Below are 24237 nucleotides of genomic sequence, written 5' to 3' on the forward strand. Positions count from 1 at the left end.
TGGTAAAAGCAGGGAAAACGAACGGCGGTATCTTACCGCAAATCCCTGTTTCTAGCTATGGAAGCGGCGGCTTTCAGACGGCATTGCGGGATTTTGAATGCCGTCTGAAGCTCTGTTCCCAATATCGGCTATAATGGCCGCTTTCTCCAACCCGATATGCAAGGAATGATAATGGCCAAACATCTGCCACTCGCCGTCCTGACTGCTTTGCTGCTTGCAGCGTGCGGCGGTTCGGACAAACCGCCTGCCGAAAAACCGGCACCGGCGGAAAACCAAAACGTATTGAAAATTTACAATTGGTCGGAATACGTCGATCCGGAAACCGTTGCCGATTTTGAAAAGAAAAACGGCATCAAGGTTACTTATGATGTGTACGACAGCGATGAAACGCTGGAAAGCAAGGTGCTGACCGGAAAATCCGGTTACGACATTGTCGCGCCGTCCAATGCGTTTGTGGGCAGGCAGATTAAGGCAGGTGCTTATCAGAAAATCGATAAGTCGCTGATTCCCAATTATAAACACCTCAACCCCGAAATGATGAGGCTGATGGACGGGGTCGATCCCGGCCACGAATACGCCGTGCCGTTTTATTGGGGGACAAATACCTTCGCCATCAATACCGAACGCGTGAAAAAGGCTTTGGGTACGGACAAGCTGCCGGACAACCAGTGGGATTTGGTGTTCGATCCCGAATACACGTCCAAACTCAAGCAATGCGGCATCAGCTATTTGGACAGCGCGGCGGAAATCTATCCTATGGTGTTGAACTATTTGGGTAAAAACCCGAACAGCAGCAATACGGAAGACATCAGGGAGGCAACCGCCCTGCTCAAGAAAAACCGCCCCAATATCAAACGTTTCACTTCGTCCGGCTTTATCGATGATTTGGCGCGCGGCGATACTTGCGTAACAATCGGTTTCGGCGGCGATTTGAACATCGCCAAACGCCGTGCCGAAGAAGCAGGCGGCAAGGAAAAAATCCGTGTGATGATGCCGAAAGAGGGCGTGGGGATTTGGGTGGATTCTTTCGTGATTCCGAAAGATGCGAAAAACGTCGCCAACGCGCACAAATACATCAACGACTTCCTCGATCCGGAAGTGTCGGCGAAAAACGGCAATTTCGTTACCTACGCGCCTTCGAGCAAGCCGGCGCGCGATTTGATGGAGGACGAATTTAAAAACGACAATACGATTTTCCCGAGCGGGGAAGATTTGAAAAACAGCTTTATTATGATTCCCATCCGGCCGGCGGCATTGAAGTTTATGGTGCGCCAGTGGCAGGATGTGAAGGCGGGGAAATAAAGCCCGATATGCCGTCTGAAGGATGTTCGGACGGCATTTTTTATCTTTGGCGGAACAGGGATTGCAGCCGTTGTTTGAAGGCAATGGGGCGGATGCTGCTCAAAATGCCGCTGAGGATGATGATGCACATACCGAGTATTTCCTGCCAGAAAAGCTGTTCGCCCAAAAAGAACGCCGCCGAAAGCGCGGAAAAGACGACGGTCATATAGGAAAGCGAGGCAACCGTGAATTTGTCGCCGACTTTGTAGGCGCGCGTCATCGACAGTTGGGCAATCAGCGCGGACACGCCGATGCCCGACAGATAAACCGCCGACTGCCAAGACAGCATATGCCAGCCGGTCAGCGTCGCCCAAACCGACGACATCGCCACACCTGTCGCGGAAAGGTAAAACACGACGCGCCAGCCGGGTTCGCCCGCCAAAGACAGTTCGCGCACTTTTAAATACGCCCAGCCGGACATCGCGCCGCCTGCAAGACCGGCGAGTGCCGCCAGTTCCTGACCGCTGCGGAACGATGGATTAAGCAGCAATACCACGCCGGCAAAACCAAGGAGCAGCACCGCCTGCGTGTAAACGGAAATCCGTTCTTTCAAAATCAGGAAGGAAAATACCGCCAAAAAAATCGACGAGGTGTAACTCAGGGTAACGCCGGTTGCCAAAGGTAGATGCGTTACCGCGTAGAACAGCAGCAGCATCGCCCCCGCCCCGACCATACTGCGGTTTAAGTGGTTTTTCCAATGGGGCGTGCGGAAGGTGTCCCGACGCAATACGGCGGCAGCACCGAGCGCAACGGTTGAAAACAGCATACGCCAAAAGACCAATTCGCCGCTGCCGAGGGCAAATTTTGCCGATGCCCCTTTAATCAATACGTTCATAATGGTGAAGCAGGCCGCCGCCACCAGCATCCAGCCGGAACCCAAAACGTCTTTTTTTGCGGTATCCATATAATATTTGTCGCGATAAAAAGGTCAAATTGTAAACCTTGCGGCAGGGTTTGCGGCGGCGGATTCGGGCGCGCGCCAATGATGCCGAACCCCCGTTTTTTCGGAACAATTTGTTTTTTCAGGGCAAACCTGATTATAATGGCGGGTATGAAAAAATATCTTGCCCTCATCCCCATCGCGGCCGCCCTGTCCGGCTGCGGAACTGTTTATGTACCCACCCTGACCGAAATCCCCGTCAGACCGATTAATACCGTTCCGGCGGAAGCGTCTGCAAAAGGTTTCCGTCTCGCCCCTTCGCATTGGACGGACGTTTCCAAAATCCGCGACGAGGCGACGCGCCTGGGTTATCAGGTGAACATCGGCAAAATGACCAAGGTTCAGGCGGCGCAATATCTGAACAACTTTAGAAAACGTCTGGTCGGGCGCAATGCCGTCGATGACAGTATGTATGAAATCTACCTGCGTTCGGCGGTGGACAGCCAGCGCGGCGAAATCAATACCGAACAGTCCAAACTGTATATCCAAAATGCCCTGCGCGGCTGGCAGCAGCGTTGGAAAAATATGGATGCCAAACCCGATAACCCCGCATTTACCAACTTTTTGATGGAAGTGATGGAGATGCAGCCCTTGAAATGATATGTACGAAAATGCCGTCTGAAAGCCTTTTCAGACGGCATTTGCATTTGAAGCCCCGATTTATTTTTGCCCGCCTTCTTTGCGGTATTGCCCCGGCGAAACAAGGTATTGCCGTTTGAACGCCTTGCCGAAATGCGTTTCCGACTGGAAACCCACCGACAGCGCGACCGACAAAACCGAATCCGGCGTTTTTTTCAGCAGCAGCGCGCCTTTCTGCAGGCGGATGTAGTTGACGAAGGCGTGCGGGCTGAGTCCGACCTGGCTTTTGAAACGGCGCATCAGTTGCGCGCGCGACATATTGGCGGCCGCCACCATTTTGTCGACATTCCATTCGTCTTCCGGTTTGTCTATCACCTTTTGGATTAAATGTCCCAAACGTTTGTCCTGCCAACCTTTCAATACGCCCGACAGTTGGGCATCTTTTTCCTGTTCAAGATAGGCGCGCAGGATAAGTACCAGTAAAACGGACGATAATGCGTTGACCACGGAAACCGTCCCCGTCAAAGGTTTTTCGCTTTCCAGTTGCAGCATTGAAACCACATACTGCAAACTCGGATGGGCAATGTTCAGAAAAACGGTTTCCGGCAGGCCGTTCATCAGATCGGCGTGGGTATCATAGCGGAAACGGGCGCAAAACAGGCTCATATCCTGTCCGTTGCCGCACTGTTTGACCGTAAATGCGCCGTTTTGGCGCATATCCGGTTGTAAACTTTCTCCGTATTTTCCGTCGTGGCTCAACACATGACCCAAGCCGCGCGGGAAAAATACAATATCGCCCGTGCCGACCGGACGCGGGGAAGTTTCGCCGTCTATGCAGATGTAGCCGCTGCCCGCCGTAACAATATGCACCAGTCCTTCGCGTTGCAAGGTTTCATGCCGTACCGACCATTGTCCGCCCAAAAGGCACTGCACATCGACACTGCCCGTCAATTGGGCAAGTTCTACCAGTTTGTCCAGAATGTCCATAAATCTTTTTGAACCATAAAATGAGATGATTAAACGAGAAATACGACCAAATAATTGCAATAATACGCACATCGAAAACAGATACGCAACTGCGTATCGGGGTCAAACACAAGACAAAGGAAAAGAAAATGTTTAAAGATTGGAAAGAACATACCGCATTGGTTAAAAAATCATTCGGCGAGCTGGGCAAATCCCATCCGAAAATGCTGCAAGCCTACGGCGCACTGGAACAGGCCGCCGCTGCCGAAGCACTCGATGCCAAAACGCGCGAGCTGATTGCCATCGCCGTTGCCATTACCACCCGTTGCGAAAGCTGTATCAGCGTTCATGCCGCCGCCGCCGCCAAAGCCGGTGCGACCGAAAGCGAAATCGCCGGTGCATTGGCAACCGCCATCGCCCTGAATGCGGGTGCCGCTTACACTTACGCCCTGCGCGCACTGGAAGCGGTTGAAACGCAAAAATAATCCGTTTCGGATTGAAATGCCGTCTGAAAATATTTCAGACGGCATTTTGTCTGATATGCTTCCCGATATTTTGCAGACAACATATGCAGCCGTTTTTTCAGACGGCATTTGAGAAACAGGGAACAAGTATGAAATATCACCGCTTGGCATTGTTTGCCGCCATAAGCTGTCTGCTGTTGTCCGCCGTTTTTATTGCACCTTACCGGACGGCATTTCACGAACAAGAAAAAATATTCGAATATGCGGATTTGACCGTTACAGCACCCAACCGCAGCGGACGGGCAATCAAACTGGAGGCGGACGGGCGGCAGTACCGGCTTTCCTGCTACGGGTTCGACAGTTTGTGCACAGGCAGCAATATCGGCAGAACCATCAGGGTGCGGCAGGTTAAGATTGTTTTAAGCGACACCGTCGGAAAAGGTTTTTTAAACGGCGTTCTGTTGGAATACCGCAACAGTGGCAGTGTCTATAGCAATAAAGATTTTTCCCGCACGGAAGACCGCCTTGTCGAAGTGTTGGCACAACCTGCCGTTTTCAGCCTGAAACTGGGTATTTTGCTTTTATTGCCCGCCATTTTCCTGCGTTTGAAAAGAATGTGAAAACAGATTGGCGGGGCGGGGGAATGACTATGCGGAAATTTTACGTTTTGGGTTATGAGGATAACCGTTATAATCATAATTTTACAGTCCGCACAGAGAAAACCGATGCCTTGGAACATCCCCATCTTCCTCACATGGTTGAGGGTCTTGCTCATTCCCGTACTGATTGTCCTTTTCTACCTGCCTTTCTCATGGTTTTCGGAAGAAGCAGTCAATGTTGTCGCCGCCGTCATTTTTGCCGTTGCCGCCTTGACCGACTGGTTTGACGGATTTTTGGCAAGGTTGTGGAAACAGACTTCCGATTTCGGCGCATTCCTCGATCCCGTCGCCGACAAGCTGATGGTTGCCGTATCGCTGCTTTTGCTGGTCAAACTCGATCGGACCTATGTCTTGTTCGCGATGATCATTATCGGCAGGGAAATTACCATTTCCGCATTGCGCGAATGGATGGCGCAAATGGGAAAAAGGAGCAGCGTTGCCGTCGCCACCATCGGCAAGTTCAAAACCGCCGCGCAAATGCTGGCGATTTTCTTTTTGCTGCTGAATTTTCCCGATTTTTACGGATTTAATCTTGTTGTTATCGGCAACATATTGATGTTTATCGCATCTTTGCTGACGGTTTGGTCGATGCTGTATTATCTGAAAATGGCGTGGAAAGAAATTGCCTGAAAAAAACATAAAAATAGCTTGACGGTAAAAACATAATCCATAATAATTGCGTCTTCTTCGATGTCGGAGAGTGAAATTGGGCGGGAATAGCTCAGTTGGTAGAGCGCAACCTTGCCAAGGTTGAGGTCGCGAGTTCGAGACTCGTTTCCCGCTCCAAAAATTTCATTTTCCCACAATCATTGCGGGAATAGCTCAGTTGGTAGAGCGCAACCTTGCCAAGGTTGAGGTCGCGAGTTCGAGACTCGTTTCCCGCTCCAAGTTTTATTTCAAACATATCAACGCGGGAATAGCTCAGTTGGTAGAGCGCAACCTTGCCAAGGTTGAGGTCGCGAGTTCGAGACTCGTTTCCCGCTCCAAAAACCGATATGTTTGAACGCGCGGGAATAGCTCAGTTGGTAGAGCGCAACCTTGCCAAGGTTGAGGTCGCGAGTTCGAGACTCGTTTCCCGCTCCAAGTTTTTTTAGATAAGCCAGTTTTAGGGCGAGATAGCAAAGTGGTTATGCAGCGGATTGCAAATCCGTCTACGCCGGTTCGATTCCGACTCTCGCCTCCATATATATTACGGCGGGGTGGCAGAGTGTTTATGCTATGAGGAGTGCAATCTTCATACAGGCCGGTTAAAATCCGCGCCCCCGCCTCCACCTTTCACAAATGCCCGGGTGGTGAAATAGGTAGACACAACGGACTTAAAATCCGTCGGGACTAAACATCCCGTGCCGGTTCGATTCCGGCTCCGGGCACCAAGCTGAAAATGACAATGCCGCTCCAAGCGGTTATTTTTTTATCTGTCGGACGGTGATGGACAATATTGACATGTTCATGCCTGAACAAGAGGAAATCCAATCAATGTGGAAAGAAATTTTACTGAATTACGGTATTTTCCTGCTCGAACTGCTTACCGTGTTCGGCTCAATTGCGCTGATTGTGTTGGCTATCGTACAGAGTAAGAAACAGTCGGAAAGCGGCAGTGTCGTACTGACGGATTTTTCGGAAAATTATAAAAAACAGCGGCAATCGTTTGAAGCATTCTTTTTAAGCGGGGAAGAGGCAAAACATCAGGAAAAAGAAGAAAAGAAAAAGGAAAAGGCGGAAGCCAAAGCAGAGAAAAAGCGTTTGAAGGAGGGTGGGGAGAAATCTGCCGAAACGCAAAAATCCCGCCTTTTTGTGTTGGATTTTGACGGCGATTTGTATGCACACGCCGTAGAATCCTTGCGTCATGAGATTACGGCGGTGCTTTTGATTGCCAAGCCTGAAGATGAGGTTCTGCTCAGATTGGAAAGTCCGGGCGGCGTGGTTCACGGTTACGGTTTGGCGGCTTCGCAGCTTAGGCGTTTGCGCGAACGCAATATTCTGCTGACCGTCGCCGTCGATAAGGTGGCGGCAAGCGGCGGCTATATGATGGCGTGTGTGGCGGATAAAATTGTTTCCGCTCCGTTTGCGATTGTCGGTTCGGTGGGTGTGGTGGCGGAAGTGCCGAATATCCACCGCCTGTTGAAAAAACATGATATCGATGTGGATGTGATGACGGCAGGTGAGTTTAAGCGTACGGTTACCTTTATGGGTGAAAATACGGAAAAGGGCAAACAGAAATTCCGGCAGGAATTGGAGGAGACGCATCAGTTGTTCAAGCAGTTTGTCAGCGAGAACCGCCCTCAAGTGGATATTGAGAAAGTGGCAACGGGCGAGCATTGGTTCGGTCGGCAGGCGTTGGAGCTGAATCTGGTTGACAGTATTTCAACCAGTGATGATTTGCTGTTGAAAGAGGTTGATAACAAGCAGATTATCGAAGTGAAGTACCAAGAGAAGAAAAACCTGATTCAGCGCATCGGTTTGCAGGCGGAAGCCTCTGTTGAAAATTTGTTTGCCAAACTTGTCAACCGGCGGGCGGATGTGATGTAGTTTGCCGAACGGATGGAAATGCCGTCTGAAGCGTGTTCAGAGGGCATTTTTCAAGTTCCGGCTTTGATGTTCCGTTCCGACCACTCTATCCGTTGTCCGATGTCTTTCAAATTGGAATATTGTTCGACCAATCGCGGCACGTCGTCCAAACTCATGGCAAACATCCACAGATAAGTGCTGACCGAATAAATATGCCCCGCGCTGCCGTGGCCTTTGAGCGTCATCATCACAAAAGTAAAGCCGAACAAAATACCCATCGCCGCGCCGACGCAGAGATAGCCGAAGGCTTCGCGGTTGGAAATCAGCACACGCAGGCGCGCAACCAGTCCGTAATGGCGGTACAGCTGCCGCCGGTCTCCTTTTCGGATAAAGTGGTTGTCGCGTTCCAAGCTGTTGTTCAGGCGGAAATACAGGTTTTCGTTGATGGCGGCAAAACGTGGCAAAAGCCATAAAAACAACGCAAGTATGCCCACCGCTGACACGCCGACCCAAAATTCCAGCACCAGCAGCATGATGCACGCGCCGAATATGGATACGACGGATGTCGCGGCAATCGGCAGGTGTTCTTCAAAAAAGCTGACAAACTCACGCGACAGGGCAACCCGCGCAGTTACCGCTGAATGCGGGACTTGCCGCTGCCGCTGCCGCTGTTCCAACACGACCGGCACGGCGATTTCGGTATAAATGCGCGTAAACGTGCGCGTATCGGCAATCCGCCGCGCCGCACCGACCAGCCACATCAAAAATACAACCAAAGCATACAGCAACGCCTGCCACACCCTCCCCGCAATCACGGCATTGATCGCCCAGCCGCCAAACACCGGATACACCAGCATCAAAAGGTTTTCCAGTCCGACCAGAGAAAACGTGCCGAGCAGACGCTTGCGGTGGGTTTTGGCTATGTGTTTCAACATTTTCCACATATTTGCTCTCTATTTTTTATTTTCTGAGATTGTTCTTTCCATCACTTCCGCCAGTGCATCCAAATCGGCAAACAGCCGGGTTGTGCGCTTGTCGCCGAATGTGGCAAATACTTTGTCGCTGAATTCCTGCGCGCTTTCTGTTAAAGGTGCGGCATGGGCTTTGCCTTTTTCGGTCAGCGACAGCAACCGTTCGCGCCGGTCCTGTTCGCCTTCCTGCCATTCGATCAACCCTTGTCCGGCAAGGGTTTTGCATACGCCCGAAACGGTCTGTTTGGGCAGACTCCACTCTTCGCCGATATGCTTTTGCGTGCGGCTGCCTTCGGTTGCCAGGGTATAAAGTACGGCAAAGAGGTTGTAATTCAGATCCTGCTGCCCGATCCATTTGTCGAAGACATTGCAAATCAGGTTGATACGGGTTCCAAGTTGGTCGAGTTGGTTCATAATTGGTCTCGATATTGACTAAATTTGCGCGGATTATGGTCATAATCAAGACTAATTTCAAGCGTTGGGCAATAAAAATGCCGTCTGAAAATATTTCAGACGGCATATTGTTTGGAAAGGGAAGTCAGTGTTCTGCCAGCTTCAGGTAAACGCCGGAAACGTCCTGATCACCGTAACCCGCTTCGAATGCTTTTCGGTAGCTGGCGGCGGTTGCTTCGAGGGCAGGCAGGGTATTGTACGACTGTTCCAGTTCTTTGACAGCAAGGTTAAGGTCTTTGGAAGCGTGTTTGAGTGCAAAGGCAGGGGGGAACTCACGGTTTGCCCACAGGGATTTTTTGGTTTGGAACATGGGCGAGTCCATTGCCGAGCCGCCGATGGCTTCGACGATGTCGTCGGTATCGATGCCGAACTGCCGCGCCATCAGCATCGCTTCGCTGTACGCTTCGCCGAAAATGCCCAAGAGCGAGTTCAAGACGAGTTTCGCGCCCGAGCCTTTGCCCACTTCGCCGAAGTGGAAGGTTTTTTTGCCGACGAGGGAAAATATTTTTTGCAGCGGGTTTAAAACGGCTTCGCTGCCGCCGAAGAGAATCAGCAGCGTGCCGTTGGTGGCGGGCATGACCGATCCGGAAACGGGTGCTTCGGCAAACTGTCCGCCTGCGGCTTCGACAAGTGCTTTGACGGCAAGGTTTTCGGTTGGTGAGATGGTGCTCATATTGATGATGATTTTGCCGGCCAATCCGTCGCGGACTCCGTTCAGGATGTCGCACACGGCGGCATAGTCGGAAACCATCAGGAAAATGACGGGATAGTCGCGGACGAGTTCGGCGGTGCTGCCGTAAACTTTTGCGCCTTTTTCAACTAAGGTGGCGGCTTTGCCGGGCGAGCGGTTGTATATGCCGACCCGGATGCCGCCGTCCAAAAGGCGCGTTACCATAGGCAGGCCCATTTGCCCTAAGCCTATCCAGCCAATTTTTGTGTATGTTTCTGCGGACATAGTGTTTCTCCTTTGTTGGGGTGCTGTAATGCCGTCTGAAGGCTTTCTGCGCTTCAGACGGCCTGTTTTTGGGTGTTATGCGGTCAGCGTGCCTTTGGTCGACGGGGTCTGCCCTGCCATCCTAGGGTCGTGTTCGACTGCCATACGCAGGGCGCGCCCGAAGGCTTTGAATACGGTTTCCGCCTGATGGTGGGCGTTTTTGCCGCTGAGGTTGTCGATGTGCAGGGTCATCATACTGTGGTTGATGATGCCGTGGAAAAATTCTTCAAACAAATCGACATCGAATTTTCCAATCAGGGCGCGGGTAAATTCGATGTTGTACACGAGTCCGGGGCGGCCGGAAAGGTCGATGACGACGCGGCTGAGGGCTTCGTCGAGCGGGACGTAGGCGTGTCCGTAACGGCGGATGCCTTTTTTGTCTCCGAGTGCCTGCCGGATTGCCTGTCCGAGTGTGATGCCGATGTCTTCGACGGTGTGGTGGTCGTCGATGTGCAGGTCGCCTTTGCAGCTGATGTCGATGTCGATCATGCCGTGGCGGGCGATTTGGTCGATCATGTGTTCGAGGAAGGGAACGCCGGTGTCTAGTTTGGCTTTGCCGCTTCCGTCGAGGTTGATGGAGACGGTGATTTGGGTTTCGCAGGTATTGCGGTTGACGGTAACGCTGCGGCAGCCGGCAGCGGATGCGGTTTCGGCAATTTGGGTTTCGGCAGTTCCGGTGCTTTCTGCGGCGGTTTCGGGGACAGTGCGTTCGTGGTGTTTTCTGTCGAGCCAGCCTTTGGGTTTGCCGGTGTGTTTTTCGAGTTTTGCCATCAGGCTGGGACGGATGCCGCGCGCGTCGGGGTCTTCTGCCTGCTTTTCAAGGCGTTGTTTGAGTTTGTAAAGTGAGACGGGGGTGCGGTAGCCGCAGAGTTTGGCGAGCTTGGACAGTGAACCTGCTTCTTGGACTAGGGTCAGGAAGTTGTTCAGGTGGCGTTGTGTTTTAGTCAAATTCATAGGAAATCCGTTGGTTGGCAGTAAAGTTGGCGGATGATGTCGAGAACGGCATCGTTTTGTGCGGGGCTGCCTACGGTAATACGCAGGCAGTGTTCCAAAAGCGGGTGTGCGCCGTGCAGTTTTTTGACCAGGATGCGGTTTTGTGTGAACGTGTCAAACAGGATGTCTGCATCGGGTACGCGTATGGTAATGAAGTTTGCCTGACTTGGAAAGGCGTTCAGACGGCATATTTTGCCCAATTCGGCGAACATCCGTTCGCGTTCGTTTTTCAGGCTGTCGATGTTGGCAGAGATGATGCCGTAGTGTTGCAGGGCGAGTTTGGCGGTGGTCAGGCTCAGTTGGTTCATATTGTAGGGCGGCAGGATTTTTTGCAGTTCGCCGATGACTTCGGGACAGCCTGCCGCATAACCGATACGCAGTCCGGCAAAACCGATTTTGCTGAGGGTGCGTAAGACTATCAGGTTGGGAATCCTGCCTGCCTGAGGCAGGAAGCTGTCGCCGTTGAAGGCACCGTAGGCTTCATCGACGACGACGATGCCGTCTGAAGCTTTGATGACGGCTTCGATTTCGGCACGCGTGAAACATACGCCGGTCGGGTTGTTCGGATAGGCGATAAAGGTCAGGGCAGGGCGGTGCTTCCTGACGGCTTCGAGGACGGCGGGCAGGTTGAGGGTGAAATCTCCGTTCAATGGAATGCCGACATAATCCATACCGTAAAGGGCGGCGTTGTGGCGGTACATGACGAAACCGGGTTCGGCTGCCAACATTGCCGCGCCCGGTTTGGCAGTCAGCATGGTGATGAACTGTATCAGCTCGTCCGAACCGTTGCCTAAGGCGACGGCGGCGCAGTCAGGGATGTCGAACGCCGAACGCAATGCTTCCTGCAAACCGCTCTTTGCGGGGTCGGGATAGAGGTGGATGGGGGCGGATGCCAGTTGCGCCCGCCATTCCCGCATCAGGGCTTCGTGCCCCTCAAAAGGATGGGCGGGGCTTTCCATCGCATCGAGTTTGGCAAAGCCGGGCGGAACGTCGGCAATCTGATATGCCGACATAGCCCGTATGTCGTCGCGGATGAGGTGTCGGACGGATTTCATCGTGTTTCCTTAATGGTTGGAATATGCCTGTACACCGTTTCGGCATTATTTCATACGGAACTCTGCCGCGCGGGCGTGGGCGGTCAGGCTTTCGCCGTGTGCCAGCACGCTGGCGGTTTCGCCTAATTTTTGCGCACCCTGTTCCGAAACCTGAATCAGGCTGGAACGTTTTTGGAAGTCGTAAGTACCCAGCGGCGAGGAAAAGCGGGCGGTGCGGCTGGTGGGCAGCACATGGTTTGGGCCGGCGCAGTAGTCGCCGAGGCTTTCGCTAGTGTAGCGTCCCATGAAAATCGCGCCTGCGTGGCGGATTTTTTTCGCCCATTCCTGCGGGTTTTCGACTGACAGTTCCAAGTGTTCGGGGGAAATGTAGTTGGCGATTTCGCAGGCTTCGTCCAAGTCTTTGGCGAGTATCATCGCGCCCCTGTTGCCGAGTGAGGCTTCGATGATGTCGCGGCGCGGCATGGTTTCGATCAGGCGGTTCATGGCGGCTTCTACTTTGTCGAGATACGCTTGCGACGTGCCGATTAAGATGGCTTGGGCAATTTCGTCGTGTTCGGCCTGGCTGAACAAATCCATCGCCACCCAATCGGCAGGTGTCGTGCCGTCGGCGATGACCAAAATTTCAGACGGCCCCGCCACCATGTCGATGCCGACCACGCCGAACACGCGGCGTTTGGCGGCGGCGACGAAGGCGTTGCCCGGGCCGGTGATTTTATCGACTTGGGGGATGGTTTCCGTGCCATAGGCGAGGGCGGCGATGGCTTGCGCGCCGCCGACGGTGAAGACTTTGGTTACGCCGGCGACGTATGCGGCGGCAAGCACGATGTCGTTGCGTTCGCCTTTCGGTGTCGGTACGACCATAATGATTTCTTTCACGCCTGCGACGTGGGCGGGCATCGCGTTCATGATGACGGAACTCGGATATGCCGCCTTGCCGCCGGGGACGTAAATACCGACGCGGTCAAGCGGGGTAATCTGTTGCCCCAACAGCGTGCCGTCTTCGTCGGTGTAGCTCCACGATTCCATTTTTTGGCGTTGGTGGTAGCTTTCGACACGGCGGGCGGCAATCCGCAATGCCGTCTGAACGTCGTTCGGAATGCGCTCGAACGCGGCTTTCAAATCGGCTTGCGTGAGTATTAAATCATCGATGCTTTTAGCGTTTGTCTGATCGAATTTGTTGGTGTATTCAATTAAAGCCGCATCGCCGCGCTTTTGCACGTCGGCGCAAATGTCGGCGACGATGCGTTCGGTTTCGGGGTTTTGCGCGGTTTCAAAAGCCAGCAGGGCTTTGAGTCTGGCTTGGAAATTTGCAGATAATGTGTTGAGTTTTTTCATGATTTGTTCTCCTTTTTTATTTTTGGACTGGGGTCGTCTGAATATTCTCTTGTTCAGTTTCTGCCTCTGTTTTGGGTCTGATATAAGCCTTTTCTCCCCTGCTGGCAAACTTCAATTCGGGTAGGCATTTTTGTTGCAGGCCGAGTTTGGCTAATACGTCTTCGCTGTGCGAGATGGTATGGAAGCGGTAACGGGTTTGTGGTCTGCCGTTTTTGCTTTCACCAATCATTGTTTCAAAACCGTCCACTTCGTATGCGCTAACAACAGCGTTTTGCAGACCGGTGTGAACGCCGATAACGTATTTCACTTTGGAGGCGGCATCTTTATTGAGCCACCAGTTGCCTAAGGTACGCGATTTAAGGTTTGCATCGTCTCGGTTGTTGAAATGGTAGTCTAATTCTTCGTCAGTATCTAAATCGAAAGCATCATGGATTTTGACGGCGAGAATCAGCCCGTCGGGGTTAATCTCGTTAAGTGGGAGAGAAGAGAATCCAAAGCGGCGATCTAGCTCTTCTACACTAATACCACCCGGACCATGCCCGGCAATTTTATTTTTGAGTTTTTTACCCAAGACAGATTTAACAAAATGAATTAAGGCAGATTCGGCGGCGAGCGCTTCGACTTCAGTCAGATGATAGCTGATGATATAGCGACCGAGTTTCTTGCATTTGGAGATGGCTTTGAGTTTCCGATCGATAATCTCGCCGGAGACTGGATCTTGTGAACGACTAGCAACCCATTCATGCTCGAAGATACGATTACCGCAGCCTTTTCCGATGTAGAGGATTTTGTCTTTTTTCAGGTCGGTCAGACAATAGACATAAAATCGACGCTCGCCGTTATTCAAAACGGAAAGGGTTGAATCTGAGAATTTTTTTATTTTTGCAACCATTTTAACTTCTCCTATACAGTTTACTGCCGGTGATATTTTCAGACGACCTGTCGGCGGGAACGGATAGGGTCGTCTGAAAACGCATCTTTATTCAAATGAATGCTCACTTCGCCTTCACTGCGCCGCTGAACGCCTGAATAATCGGCTCCAGCAGTGCGTATTTCGTTTTTAAAGCAGCCTTGTTGACTACCAGGTAGCTGGAAATGTTGACGATGTGTTCGACTGCTTCCAAGCCGTTTGCCTTCAAGGTGTTGCCCGTCGAAACCAAGTCCACAATCGCATCGCTCAAGCCGACCAGCGGCGCAAGTTCCATCGAGCCGTACAGTTTGATAATGTCCACATGGACACCCTTGCCGGCAAAATGAGATGCCGCGATTTCAGGATACTTCGTGGCAATCTTCAGACGGCATCCGGGTTGCGAAGCTGCTTCGTAATCAAACCCTTTACGCACAGCAACCATCATGCGGCACTTGGCAATCTCCAAATCCAAAGGCCGGTAAAGCCCGGAGCCGCCGTGTTCGATCAGCACGTCTTTGCCCGCAATGCCGAAGTCCGCCGCACCGTAGCGGACATAAGTCGGCACATCGGTTGCGCGGACAATGACAAGGCGGATGTTTTCATGGTTCGTCCCGATAATCAGCTTGCGCGATTTTTCGGGCTCTTCAGTCGGAACAATGCCGGCAGCGGCAAGCAGCGGCAGCGTCTCCTCAAAAATGCGCCCTTTGGATAAGGCGATGGTCAAAGCATTATCCTGCATGGTTTGGATGTCCTTTGTCGGTTGAAACAATAATGCCGTCTGAACAGGCATCGGCGGTTCAGACGGCATACGGTTTTATCAGAGCAGGGTCCTTACATCGGCGGCAATCGTTTCCGGCTCGCTTCCGTAAGGCGAGAAAATGGCAACCTCACCGTTTTTGTCGATGAGATACGCACCGGAAGAGTGGTCGACCAAATAGTTTTCGCCGTCTTCTTTTTGATTGACTTTGGCAGAAACCACGCGGTATTGCTGTTTGACAACCGGCAGGCTTTGGCCGCCCGTTGCCGTCAGACCGATAAAGTCCGGATTGAACTGCTTGGCATATTTGCCGATGATTTCGGGCGTATCGCGCTCGGGGTCGATACTGACGAACACCACTTTCACATCTTTAGCCCGATCGCCCAACTGCTTCAACGTGTCGCTATAAGTCAGCAGCTCGGTGGGGCAGACATCGGGACAGTGCGTATAACCGAAAGACAGAATCACGACCTTGCCTTTCAAATCGCTCAGGCTGAAAGGCTTGCCTTCGCCGTCGGTCAGCGTGAAATCGCCGCCGATGTCTTCCTTACGCATATCCGTACCGCGTGTTTGCGGTTTTGCCGCATTTTCCGCAGCCGGCGCGGATGCACTTGAAGAAGCGGCTTGCGCCGCACTGTTGTCTTGAGGTTTGCAGGCGGCAAGCGAGGCAAGTGCGAAAACGCCCAGCAAAAAGGAACGCGGTACAGAAAACATGACAATCTCCCAAGAATAAATAGAAAAACCTGATTCGTACGGAATTTGAATATTTCCATCTTAACGCGTTTGGCAGATTTAATGTAGTATTTTTTACATTGTCTGTACGGCAGGAATTGCCGAATCATACAGAATGCTTTGAAGCGGAAAGCACAGTAAGATTAAAATAATAAAAATTCTATTTAAAATCAAAAATAAAATAAAAACAGATAAAATAATTTCAAAAAAAGGTTTACAGAATCTCAAAAGCCATTATAATGGCGACTTCTTCACCAGCCCAGGTGGCGAAATTGGTAGACGCAGGGGACTCAAAATCCCCCGCCGCAAGGTGTGTCGGTTCGAGTCCGACCCTGGGCACCACAACCGCTTTATAGCGGTTATTTTTTTGTCTATTGCTGTTTACTGGAATAGATAAGACTAAATACAATCAATATCTTAAGTCGTTGTTAGCCCTCTTGGTTCTGTCAATGCCGCCCAATACAGTCCGGTGCAATGAGCTATTTTCAGGAAGTATGGTTGGGAATATTTTTGATATATCAAAAATATAGTGGATTAAATTTAAATCAGGACAAGGCGACGAAGCCGCAGACAGTACAAATAGTACGGCAAGGCGAGGCAACGCCGTACTGGTTTAAAGTTAATCCACTATAAAATCAAGTTCAATCAATATCCCGAGTCTTTAATTGGGATGAAACCCTGTAAATTTTAAAATTCTTGATACCGAAGAAGGGTTTTTTCACATCTGCCCTCATGCAAACTGTCAACAATTCCCATCTTTCAAAAAAGGCGCTCCTGATTTTATTCTTTTAAAATCAATCAATAATTTCTCCGTCTTCAAAAAATATTAAAAGATGAAAGATTTTTCTTGATTGAACTGTCGGTTTGCGTTATCGTTTCTACTCTTTTTCACAAACTCTGTGTTCCTTTCCAATTGATTGGATAATCCGTCTGTTGCCGTGTTCTTCCAATGCGCGTACCCTAAATCGCTGCTTGGTGGAATTGCATTACAGGTGCTGTGGCAAAGCGGTTTGTCCCTATTGGTTTGAAACCGTATAAAAGAGGTCGTTATGCAGTTATCAGGCGCACAAATCATAGTGCAGAGTCTCAAAGCCGAAGGCATCGAGTACGTTTTCGGTTATCCCGGCGGTGCGGTTATCGAAATCTACGATGCCCTGTTCCAACTCAATAAATTCAAACACATTCTTACCCGCCATGAGCAGGCGGCAGTACACGCGGCAGATGCGTATGCGCGCGTCAGCGGTAAGGTGGGCGTGGCATTGGTTACATCCGGCCCGGGCGTTACCAATGCGCTGACCGGTATTGCTACTGCCTATACGGATTCGATTCCGATGGTGGTCATCAGCGGACAGGTAGGCAATTCCCTGATTGGTACGGATGCGTTCCAAGAAGTTGATACGGTGGGCATTACCCGTCCGTGCGTCAAACACAATTTCCTGGTTACGGACATCAATGAGTTGGCGGAAACCATTAAAAAGGCATTCCAAATTGCCGCAAGCGGCCGGCCGGGACCCGTGGTGGTCGATGTCCCGAAAGATGTTACGCAGGCGATGGCGAAATTCAGCTATCCTCAGGAAGACATTTTTATCCGTTCGTATCAACCGGTTGTTCAAGGGCATATCGGTCAGATTAAAAAGGCCGTGCAGATGTTGGCATCTGCCAAACGTCCGGTCGTCTATTTTGGCGGCGGCGTGGTGTTGGGTAATGCTTCTGAAGAGCTGACCCGATTTGTCCGAATGACGGGTGCTCCGTGCACGGGTACACTGATGGGCTTGGGTGCTTATCCTTCCAGCGACCGCCAATTCCTCGGTATGCTCGGTATGCACGGTACTTACGAGGCAAACCTTGCCATGCAGAATGCTGATGTCGTTCTTGCCGTAGGTGCGCGTTTTGACGACCGTGTGGTTTCCGTACCGTCCAAATTTTTCGAGAAGGCGAAGAAGGTTATCCATATCGATGTCGACCCTTCCAGCATCGCCAAACGCGTGAAGGTGGACATTCCGATTGTCGGCGACGTGAAAAACGTTTTGTCCGAGATGGTTGCGCTGTGGCAAAAACAAGAGTCCATGCCGTCTGAAGATGCTTTGGGCAAATGGTGGAAAACCATAGAGGAATGGCGTTCCCGCGATTGCTTGTGGTTTGACAATGGCAGCGAAATTATCAAGCCCCAATATGTGATTCAGAAGCTTGCCGAGATTACCGGCAATTCGGCAATCATCACATCGGATGTAGGGCAGCATCAAATGTTTGCGGCTCAATATTATCCCTTCGAACGTCCGCGCCAATGGCTCAATTCCGGCGGTTTGGGTACGATGGGCGTAGGTCTGCCTTATGCGATTGGTGCGAAACTTGCTGCCCCGGATCAAGACGTATTCTGTATTACCGGCGACGGCTCGATCCAGATGAACATCCAAGAGTTGTCCACCTGTTTCCAATATCGGATTCCGGTTAACGTCATTACGCTGAACAACGGTTATCTCGGTATGGTACGCCAGTGGCAGGAAATATATTACGGCGGACGAGAGTCGGAAACCTATTTCGATTCTTTGCCCGATTTCGTCAAACTTGCCGAGGCATACGGCCATATCGGTATCCGCGTGGACAAGAAGTCTGATGTGGAAGGTGCGTTGTTGGAGGCATTGAACCAAAAAGACAGGCTGGTGTTTATCGACTTCCTGACCGACCAGAAACAGAATGTGATGCCCATGGTCGGCAACGGCAAAGGTTTGGACGAAATGGTACTTCCGCCGCATATGCGTGCGGACGGAAAGGCGTAAGGAGAGGCAAATGCGACATATCTTATCTGTTCTGATCGAAAACGAATCAGGTGCGATGAGCCGCGTGGTCGGTCTTTTCTCAGCTCGCGACTACAACATCGATTCCTTGGCGGTAGCCCCGACCGAGGACAAAACGCTTTCACGCATGACCATCGTTACTCATGGCGACGAGCATGTTATCGAACAAATCACCAAGCAACTCAATAAATTGATTGAGGTGATTAAAGTGGTCGATTTGAACGAAAGCCGTTTTGTCGAACGCGAATTGATGCTGGTAAAAGTCCGCGCCGTCGGCAAAGACCGCGACGAATTTTTACGCCTGACAGAAATCTACCGTGGCAGCATCATCGATGTAACCGACCGCAGCTACACCATCGAAATCACAGGCTCAACCGACAAACTCGACTCTTTCCTCGAAACTGTCGGACGCGCCCAGATTTTGGAAACCGTACGTACAGGCGCAGCCGGCATCGGCCGCGGCGAGCGTATCTTGAAAATTTAATACCACCGTTTTTCAGACGGCAATATGCCGTCTGAAAAACAAAGCGGTAGGAGAGATTGATGTCAAACATTAAAATCGTCGCACTGGTTACTGTTAAACCCGAATACACGGAAACGCTGAAACCCTTGTTCCAAAGCCTGGTCAAAGCCAGCCGCGCGGAAGAGGGCAACATCAGCTACGATCTCCATCAGGAAATCGGCAAACCGAACCGTTTTGTTTTCGTGGAAAATTGGAAATCCCAAGCAGCTATTGACGAACATAACGCCAGCGCGCATTTCCAAGCCTTCGTCCAGTCCGTTGACGGCAAAACCGAAGCGTTGGAAATCGTATTGATGAATGAAGTTGCCGCTTAAGCGGCACACTCTGTTTAACCCGTCCGAAGCCGCTCAACATTATTAAGGCTTCGACAACCATTTACCTTAAAGGAAATCAAATGCAAGTCTATTACGATAAAGATGCCGATCTGTCCCTGATCAAAGGCAAAACCGTTGCCATCATCGGTTACGGTTCGCAAGGTCATGCCCATGCCGCCAACCTGAAAGATTCGGGTGTAAACGTGGTGATCGGTCTGCGCCAAGGTTCTTCTTGGAAAAAAGCCGAAGCAGCCGGCCATGTCGTCAAAACTGTTGCTGAAGCGACCAAAGAAGCCGATGTCGTTATGCTGCTGCTGCCTGACGAAACCATGCCTGCCGTCTATCACGCAGAAGTTGCAGCCAATCTGAAAGAAGGCGCAACGCTGGCATTTGCACACGGCTTCAACGTGCACTACAACCAAATCGTTCCGCGTGCCGACTTGGACGTGATTATGGTTGCCCCCAAAGGTCCGGGCCATACCGTACGCAGTGAATACAAACGCGGCGGCGGCGTGCCTTCTCTGATTGCCGTTTACCAAGACAATTCCGGCAAAGCCAAAGACATCGCCCTGTCTTATGCGGCTGCCAACGGCGGCACCAAAGGCGGTGTGATTGAAACCACTTTCCGCGAAGAAACCGAAACCGACCTGTTCGGCGAGCAAGCGGTGTTGTGCGGCGGTGTGGTCGAATTGATTAAGGCCGGTTTTGAAACTTTGACTGAAGCAGGTTATGCACCTGAAATGGCTTACTTCGAATGTCTGCACGAAATGAAATTAATCGTCGACTTAATCTTCGAAGGCGGTATTGCGAACATGAACTACTCCATTTCCAACAATGCGGAGTACGGCGAATACGTTACTGGCCCTGAAGTGGTCAATGCTTCCAGCAAAGAAGCCATGCGCAATGCTCTGAAACGCATCCAAACCGGCGAATACGCAAAAATGTTTATCCAAGAGGGTAATGTAAACTACGCATCTATGACTGCCCGCCGCCGTTTGAATGCCGACCACCAAGTTGAAAAAGTCGGCGCACAACTGCGTGCCATGATGCCTTGGATTACTGCCAACAAATTGGTTGATCAAGACAAAAACTGATTGTTTTCAAACGGGACTGCCTACACATTGTGTAGGCAGTTTTTATATGGATGCCGTCTGAACATCGTGTTCAGACGGCATCTGTGTTGCGGATGAATTTAAACAGGTACAGTTTTGTCAGTCGCCCAGAGCCGCGACCATTACCGCTTTAATCGTGTGCATACGGTTTTCCGCCTGATCAAACACGATGCTGGCGGGGCTTTCGAATACTTCTTCTGTAACTTCCACACCGTTCAGTCCGAAGGTTTCGTAAATCCATTCGCCGACTTTGGTTTCGCGGTTGTGGAAGGCGGGCAGGCAGTGCATGAATTTGACTTGCGGATTGTCCGATGCCGCCATCAGTTCGGGCGTAACGCGGTAATCTTTCAGCAAATCGATGCGTTCCTGCCAGACTTCTTTCGGCTCGCCCATGCTGACCCATACGTCAGTATGAATGAAACCGACACCTTTGACGGCTTCATGCGCGTTTTCGGTCAGGGTAATTTTTGCTCCAGTTTCTTTGGCGACGGCGTGTGCGGCGGCGATAATGCCTTCAGATGGCCACAGGCTTTGCGGTGCGCCGATACGCACGTCCATCCCCAATTTTGCCCCTAAAATCAGCAGGGAATTGCCCATGTTGTAACGCGCGTCGCCGACGTAGGCAAACGCGGTTTGGTTCAAAGGTTTGCTGCTATGTTCGTGCATGGTCAGCGCGTCGGCAAGCATTTGAGTGGGGTGGAACTCGTTGGTCAGACCGTTGAATACGGGCACGCCGGCGTATTTCGCCAATTCTTCAACAATTTCCTGACCGAAGCCGCGATATTCGATGGCATCGTACATCCTGCCCAAGACGCGCGCCGTGTCTTTGATGCTTTCTTTGTGCCCGATTTGGCTGGCAGACGGTTCCAGATAGGTTGCACCCGCGCCTTGATCGCGTGCGGCGACTTCAAACGCGCAGCGTGTGCGTGTGGATGTTTTTTCAAAAATCAGGGCGATGTTTTTCCCTTTCATCTGCTGAATCTCTCGCCCTGCTTTTTTGGCGGCTTTCAATTCGGCGGCAAGGTCGAGGTAGGCGGTGATTTCTTCCGGTGTGAAGTCTAAGAGTTTCAAGAAGTGGCGGTTTTTCAGGTTCACTGTCGTTTCCTTTATGTGGGGGAGTGAACGCCGTATTTGCAGCGTTTGCGGAAAGAAGGGTTAGCGGAATGTTGCAATGCCGTCTGAAGGTTGTTCAGACGGCATTGCGGTCAATCCCTTACTTCATACGGATGACGGGGATCAAACATTCACGGTTTCGGCTACTTCGTTGTAGCTGTCGATTTCGTTGAAGTTCATATAGCGGTAGATCTGATCGCCTTGCTCGTTGATGATGCTGATGTTGGCTTGGTATTCTTCAACGGTCGGGATTTTGCCCAGTTTGGAGCAGATTGCCGCCAACTCAGCCGAGCCGAGGTAAACGAAGGTGTTTTTACCCAAGCGGTTCGGGAAGTTGCGGGTCGAAGTGGACATGACGGTTGCGCCTTCGTGTACTTGGGCTTGGTTACCCATACACAATGAGCAACCCGGCATTTCCATACGCGCGCCTGCACGGCCGAGCACACCGTAGTGGCCTTCGTCGGACAACTCTTTCGCGTCCATTTTGGTTGGCGGTGCTACCCACAAGCGGACGGGGATGTCGCTCTTGCCTTCCAAGAGTTTGGAAGCAGCGCGGAAGTGGCCGATGTTGGTCATGCACGAACCGATGAACACTTCGTCGATTTTGGTGCCGGAGCGTTCAGACATGAAGCACACGTCATCAGGGTCGTTCGGGCAGGCAATAATCGGCTCTTTAATGTCATCCATGTTGATTTCAATCACGGCGGCGTATTCGGCATCTTTATCCGCTTCGAGCAACTCGGGATTTGCCAGCCATTTTTCCATAGCTTTGATGCGGCGTTCCAAAGTGCGCGGATCTTGATAGCCGTTGGCAATCATGTTTTTCATCAACACGACGTTGGATTTCATGTACTCGATAATCGGCTCTTTGTTGAGCTTCACGGTACAGCCGGCGGCGGAGCGTTCGGCGGATGCGTCGGTCAATTCAAAGGCTTGTTCCACTTTCAAGTCAGGCAGACCTTCGATTTCGAGGATGCGGCCGGAGAAGATGTTTTTCTTACCGGCTTTGGCGACGGTGAGCAAACCTTGTTTAATCGCGTAAAGCGGAATGGCGTTCACCAAGTCACGCAGGGTTACGCCCGGTTGCAGTTTGCCGCTGAAGCGTACCAATACGGACTCAGGCATATCGAGTGGCATCACGCCGGTGGCTGCTGCAAAAGCAACCAAGCCGGAACCGGCAGGGAAGGAAATACCGATAGGGAAACGGGTGTGGCTGTCGCCGCCGGTACCCACTGTATCAGGCAGCAACAGACGGTTGAGCCATGAGTGAATCACACCATCGCCCGGACGCAGGGATACACCGCCACGGGTAGAGATGAAAGCAGGCAATTCTTTATGGGTTTTCACATCAACGGGTTTCGGATAAGCGGCGGTGTGACAGAAAGACTGCATCACCATATCTGCTGAGAAGCCCAAGCAAGCCAGGTCTTTCAATTCGTCGCGAGTCATCGGACCGGTAGTATCTTGCGAACCAACAGTAGTCATGCGTGGTTCGCAGTAAGTACCCGGACGCACGCCTTTGCCTTCCGGCAAACCGCAGGCGCGACCAACCATTTTTTGGGCCAACGTGAAACCGGCTTTGCTTTCGGCAGGTGCTTGAGGCAGACGGAATTCGGTAGAAGCAGGCAGTTTCAATGCTTCGCGTGCTTTGGCAGTCAGGCCGCGACCGATAATCAGGTTGATACGGCCACCGGCTTGCACTTCATCCAGCAATACTTGTGATTTCAGGCTGAATTCGGCAACGGTTTCGCCGTTTTTCACGATTTTGCCTTCATAAGGCAGGATATCGACGACATCGCCCATTTTCAGAGCAGATACATCGACTTCAATCGGCAATGCGCCGGAGTCTTCTTGAGTATTGAAGAAAATAGGAGCAATTTTGCCACCCAGGCATACGCCGCCGAAACGTTTGTTCGGTACGAACGGAATATCTTCGCCGGTATGCCAAATCACGGAGTTGGTCGCGGATTTACGTGAAGAACCGGTACCGACCACGTCGCCAACGTAAGCAACCGGATGGCCTTTGGCTTTGAGTTCTTCCAACAATTTAATCGGACCGACTTCGCCTGGTTTGTCAGGTGTGATACCGTCGCGCGGGTTTTTCAACATCGCCAGCGCGTGCAGAGGGATATCAGGACGGCTCCATGCATCAGGTGCAGGAGAGAGGTCGTCTGTATTGGTTTCACCGTCGACTTTGAAGACGGTAACGGTGATTTTTTCGGGAACTTTGGCGCGTGAGGTAAACCATTCGGCATCCGCCCAAGATTGCAAAACTTCTTGCGCGTATTTGTTGCCTTTTTCGGCTTTTTCCTGAACGTCGTGGAAAGAATCGAACATCAGAAGCGTATGTTTCAAGCCTTTGGCGGCAATAGGCGCGAGTTTGTCCTCGTCCAAGAGTTCGATTAAGGTGTGAATATTGTAACCGCCAAGCATCGTACCTAAGAGTTCGGTCGCATATTCGGGGGAAACCAGCGGGCTGGACGCGCTGCCTTCGGCAACGGCAGCCAGGAATGAGGCTTTGACTTTTGCGGCATCGTCCACACCGGGCGGAACACGGTGGGCAAGCAGTTCGACCAAGAACTCACCTTCGCCTGCGGGCGGGTTTTTCAGCAGCTCAACCAAATCGGCGGTTTGCTGCGCGTTCAAAGGGAGGGCGGGGATACCGAGGGCGGCGCGCTCGGCGGCGGCTTTACGATAGGCTTCTAACATCTCTTTGTTCCTTT

Annotated in this window: 22 protein-coding genes, 7 tRNA genes and 2 pseudogenes; 18 read left to right on the forward strand and 13 right to left on the reverse strand. The window is 51.6% G+C overall.

Annotated features, from left to right (window positions below; translation table 11 throughout):
- The first annotated feature begins 171 nt into the window (after positions 1-171).
- Positions 172-1302 carry a polyamine ABC transporter substrate-binding protein gene (locus Q3O06_RS08205; protein ID WP_301818384.1) on the forward strand — a complete coding sequence of 377 codons (1131 nt, stop codon included), beginning with the start codon at positions 172-174 and terminating at the stop codon, positions 1300-1302.
- A 40-nt stretch (positions 1303-1342) separates the two neighbouring features.
- Here Q3O06_RS08205 and Q3O06_RS08210 read toward each other — a convergent pair whose 3' ends face one another.
- Positions 1343-2245: a DMT family transporter gene (locus Q3O06_RS08210; RefSeq protein WP_301818385.1), complete on the reverse strand. Its 903-nt coding sequence runs from the start codon at positions 2243-2245 to the stop codon at positions 1343-1345.
- A gap of 147 nt (positions 2246-2392) precedes the next feature.
- Between Q3O06_RS08210 and Q3O06_RS08215 the strand changes: the two genes are divergently transcribed.
- Positions 2393-2881: a prokaryotic membrane lipolipid attachment site family protein gene (locus tag Q3O06_RS08215; RefSeq protein ID WP_107819453.1), complete on the forward strand. Its 489-nt coding sequence runs from the start codon at positions 2393-2395 to the stop codon at positions 2879-2881.
- A 60-nt stretch (positions 2882-2941) separates the two neighbouring features.
- Here Q3O06_RS08215 and mtrA read toward each other — a convergent pair whose 3' ends face one another.
- The gene (mtrA, locus tag Q3O06_RS08220; RefSeq protein WP_301818386.1) at positions 2942-3847 is read right to left on the reverse strand and encodes an efflux transporter MtrCDE transcriptional activator MtrA; all 906 of its coding nucleotides are present in this window, start codon (positions 3845-3847) and stop codon (positions 2942-2944) included.
- Between the two features lie 128 nt (positions 3848-3975).
- Between mtrA and Q3O06_RS08225 the strand changes: the two genes are divergently transcribed.
- The 10 genes from Q3O06_RS08225 (at position 3976) to sohB (ending at position 7478) form a co-directional block, all read left to right on the forward strand.
- A complete protein-coding gene (locus Q3O06_RS08225) occupies positions 3976-4311 on the forward strand; it encodes a carboxymuconolactone decarboxylase family protein (RefSeq protein WP_118811801.1) in 336 nt (111 codons plus the stop codon).
- 128 nt (positions 4312-4439) lie between these two features.
- Entirely contained in the window at positions 4440-4910 is a 471-nt protein-coding gene (locus tag Q3O06_RS08230; RefSeq protein ID WP_301818387.1) for a hypothetical protein, read from the forward strand.
- A 105-nt stretch (positions 4911-5015) separates the two neighbouring features.
- Positions 5016-5579, forward strand: coding sequence for a CDP-diacylglycerol--glycerol-3-phosphate 3-phosphatidyltransferase (gene pgsA, locus Q3O06_RS08235; protein ID WP_301818388.1), 564 nt, complete (start codon positions 5016-5018; stop codon positions 5577-5579).
- Positions 5580-5659: 80 nt separating this feature from the next.
- A tRNA-Gly gene (locus Q3O06_RS08240) sits at positions 5660-5735 on the forward strand.
- Positions 5736-5760: 25 nt separating this feature from the next.
- Positions 5761-5836, forward strand: a tRNA-Gly gene (locus Q3O06_RS08245).
- A 23-nt stretch (positions 5837-5859) separates the two neighbouring features.
- Positions 5860-5935 (forward strand) — tRNA-Gly (locus Q3O06_RS08250).
- Positions 5936-5956: 21 nt separating this feature from the next.
- Positions 5957-6032 (forward strand) — tRNA-Gly (locus tag Q3O06_RS08255).
- A 26-nt stretch (positions 6033-6058) separates the two neighbouring features.
- Positions 6059-6132, forward strand: a tRNA-Cys gene (locus Q3O06_RS08260).
- A gap of 100 nt (positions 6133-6232) precedes the next feature.
- Positions 6233-6322, forward strand: a tRNA-Leu gene (locus Q3O06_RS08265).
- A gap of 103 nt (positions 6323-6425) precedes the next feature.
- Positions 6426-7478: a protease SohB gene (sohB, locus tag Q3O06_RS08270; protein ID WP_301818389.1), complete on the forward strand. Its 1053-nt coding sequence runs from the start codon at positions 6426-6428 to the stop codon at positions 7476-7478.
- A gap of 50 nt (positions 7479-7528) precedes the next feature.
- Here sohB and Q3O06_RS08275 read toward each other — a convergent pair whose 3' ends face one another.
- The 9 genes and pseudogenes from Q3O06_RS08275 to Q3O06_RS08315 form a co-directional block, all read right to left on the reverse strand.
- A complete protein-coding gene (locus Q3O06_RS08275; RefSeq protein WP_301818390.1) occupies positions 7529-8401 on the reverse strand; it encodes an ABC transporter six-transmembrane domain-containing protein in 873 nt (290 codons plus the stop codon).
- A gap of 9 nt (positions 8402-8410) precedes the next feature.
- A complete protein-coding gene (locus tag Q3O06_RS08280) occupies positions 8411-8842 on the reverse strand; it encodes a MarR family winged helix-turn-helix transcriptional regulator (protein ID WP_301818391.1) in 432 nt (143 codons plus the stop codon).
- Positions 8843-8966: 124 nt separating this feature from the next.
- Entirely contained in the window at positions 8967-9836 is an 870-nt protein-coding gene (locus Q3O06_RS08285; protein ID WP_301818392.1) for an NAD(P)-dependent oxidoreductase, read from the reverse strand.
- 75 nt (positions 9837-9911) lie between these two features.
- Positions 9912-10829 (reverse strand): imidazoleglycerol-phosphate dehydratase HisB, encoded by a 918-nt coding sequence (gene hisB, locus Q3O06_RS08290; protein ID WP_301818393.1) that lies wholly within the window; start codon positions 10827-10829, stop codon positions 9912-9914.
- Positions 10826-11923, reverse strand: coding sequence for a histidinol-phosphate transaminase (gene hisC / locus Q3O06_RS08295; protein ID WP_301818394.1), 1098 nt, complete (start codon positions 11921-11923; stop codon positions 10826-10828). Before hisC ends, hisB begins: the two co-directional genes overlap by 4 nt.
- A 45-nt stretch (positions 11924-11968) precedes the next feature.
- Positions 11969-13258 carry a histidinol dehydrogenase gene (hisD, locus tag Q3O06_RS08300; protein ID WP_301818395.1) on the reverse strand — a complete coding sequence of 430 codons (1290 nt, stop codon included), beginning with the start codon at positions 13256-13258 and terminating at the stop codon, positions 11969-11971.
- Positions 13255-14150 (reverse strand): annotated as a pseudogene (locus Q3O06_RS08305) (LEM-3-like GIY-YIG domain-containing protein). The gene hisD and the pseudogene Q3O06_RS08305 overlap by 4 nt, the downstream one beginning before the upstream one ends.
- A 103-nt stretch (positions 14151-14253) precedes the next feature.
- Positions 14254-14907, reverse strand: a complete 654-nt coding sequence (gene hisG, locus Q3O06_RS08310; protein WP_301818411.1) for an ATP phosphoribosyltransferase — start codon at positions 14905-14907, stop codon at positions 14254-14256.
- Positions 14908-14985: 78 nt separating this feature from the next.
- Positions 14986-15639 carry an SCO family protein gene (locus Q3O06_RS08315; RefSeq protein ID WP_025457746.1) on the reverse strand — a complete coding sequence of 218 codons (654 nt, stop codon included), beginning with the start codon at positions 15637-15639 and terminating at the stop codon, positions 14986-14988.
- A gap of 275 nt (positions 15640-15914) precedes the next feature.
- Here Q3O06_RS08315 and Q3O06_RS08320 point away from each other — a divergent pair.
- From Q3O06_RS08320 to ilvC, 6 genes and pseudogenes are all read left to right on the forward strand, one after another.
- A tRNA-Leu gene (locus Q3O06_RS08320) sits at positions 15915-15999 on the forward strand.
- Positions 16000-16176: 177 nt separating this feature from the next.
- A pseudogene (locus Q3O06_RS08325) lies at positions 16177-16287 on the forward strand (IS5/IS1182 family transposase); the annotation flags it as partial.
- A gap of 419 nt (positions 16288-16706) precedes the next feature.
- The gene (gene ilvB, locus Q3O06_RS08330; RefSeq protein ID WP_301818397.1) at positions 16707-18434 is read left to right on the forward strand and encodes a biosynthetic-type acetolactate synthase large subunit; all 1728 of its coding nucleotides are present in this window, start codon (positions 16707-16709) and stop codon (positions 18432-18434) included.
- A gap of 10 nt (positions 18435-18444) precedes the next feature.
- A complete protein-coding gene (gene ilvN / locus Q3O06_RS08335) occupies positions 18445-18936 on the forward strand; it encodes an acetolactate synthase small subunit (protein ID WP_118792334.1) in 492 nt (163 codons plus the stop codon).
- Between the two features lie 59 nt (positions 18937-18995).
- Positions 18996-19289: a putative quinol monooxygenase gene (locus tag Q3O06_RS08340; RefSeq protein ID WP_118792333.1), complete on the forward strand. Its 294-nt coding sequence runs from the start codon at positions 18996-18998 to the stop codon at positions 19287-19289.
- Positions 19290-19369: 80 nt separating this feature from the next.
- Positions 19370-20383 carry a ketol-acid reductoisomerase gene (gene ilvC, locus Q3O06_RS08345; protein ID WP_002226185.1) on the forward strand — a complete coding sequence of 338 codons (1014 nt, stop codon included), beginning with the start codon at positions 19370-19372 and terminating at the stop codon, positions 20381-20383.
- Between the two features lie 117 nt (positions 20384-20500).
- Here ilvC and argF read toward each other — a convergent pair whose 3' ends face one another.
- Positions 20501-21496, reverse strand: coding sequence for an ornithine carbamoyltransferase (argF, locus tag Q3O06_RS08350; RefSeq protein ID WP_301818398.1), 996 nt, complete (start codon positions 21494-21496; stop codon positions 20501-20503).
- Between the two features lie 141 nt (positions 21497-21637).
- Positions 21638-24223 carry a bifunctional aconitate hydratase 2/2-methylisocitrate dehydratase gene (acnB, locus tag Q3O06_RS08355; RefSeq protein ID WP_301818399.1) on the reverse strand — a complete coding sequence of 862 codons (2586 nt, stop codon included), beginning with the start codon at positions 24221-24223 and terminating at the stop codon, positions 21638-21640.
- Between the last annotated feature and the right edge of the window lie 14 nt (positions 24224-24237).

It is taken from the genome of Neisseria maigaei, from assembly GCF_958267405.1.
In the GTDB taxonomy this organism is placed as follows: domain Bacteria; phylum Pseudomonadota; class Gammaproteobacteria; order Burkholderiales; family Neisseriaceae; genus Neisseria; species Neisseria bergeri.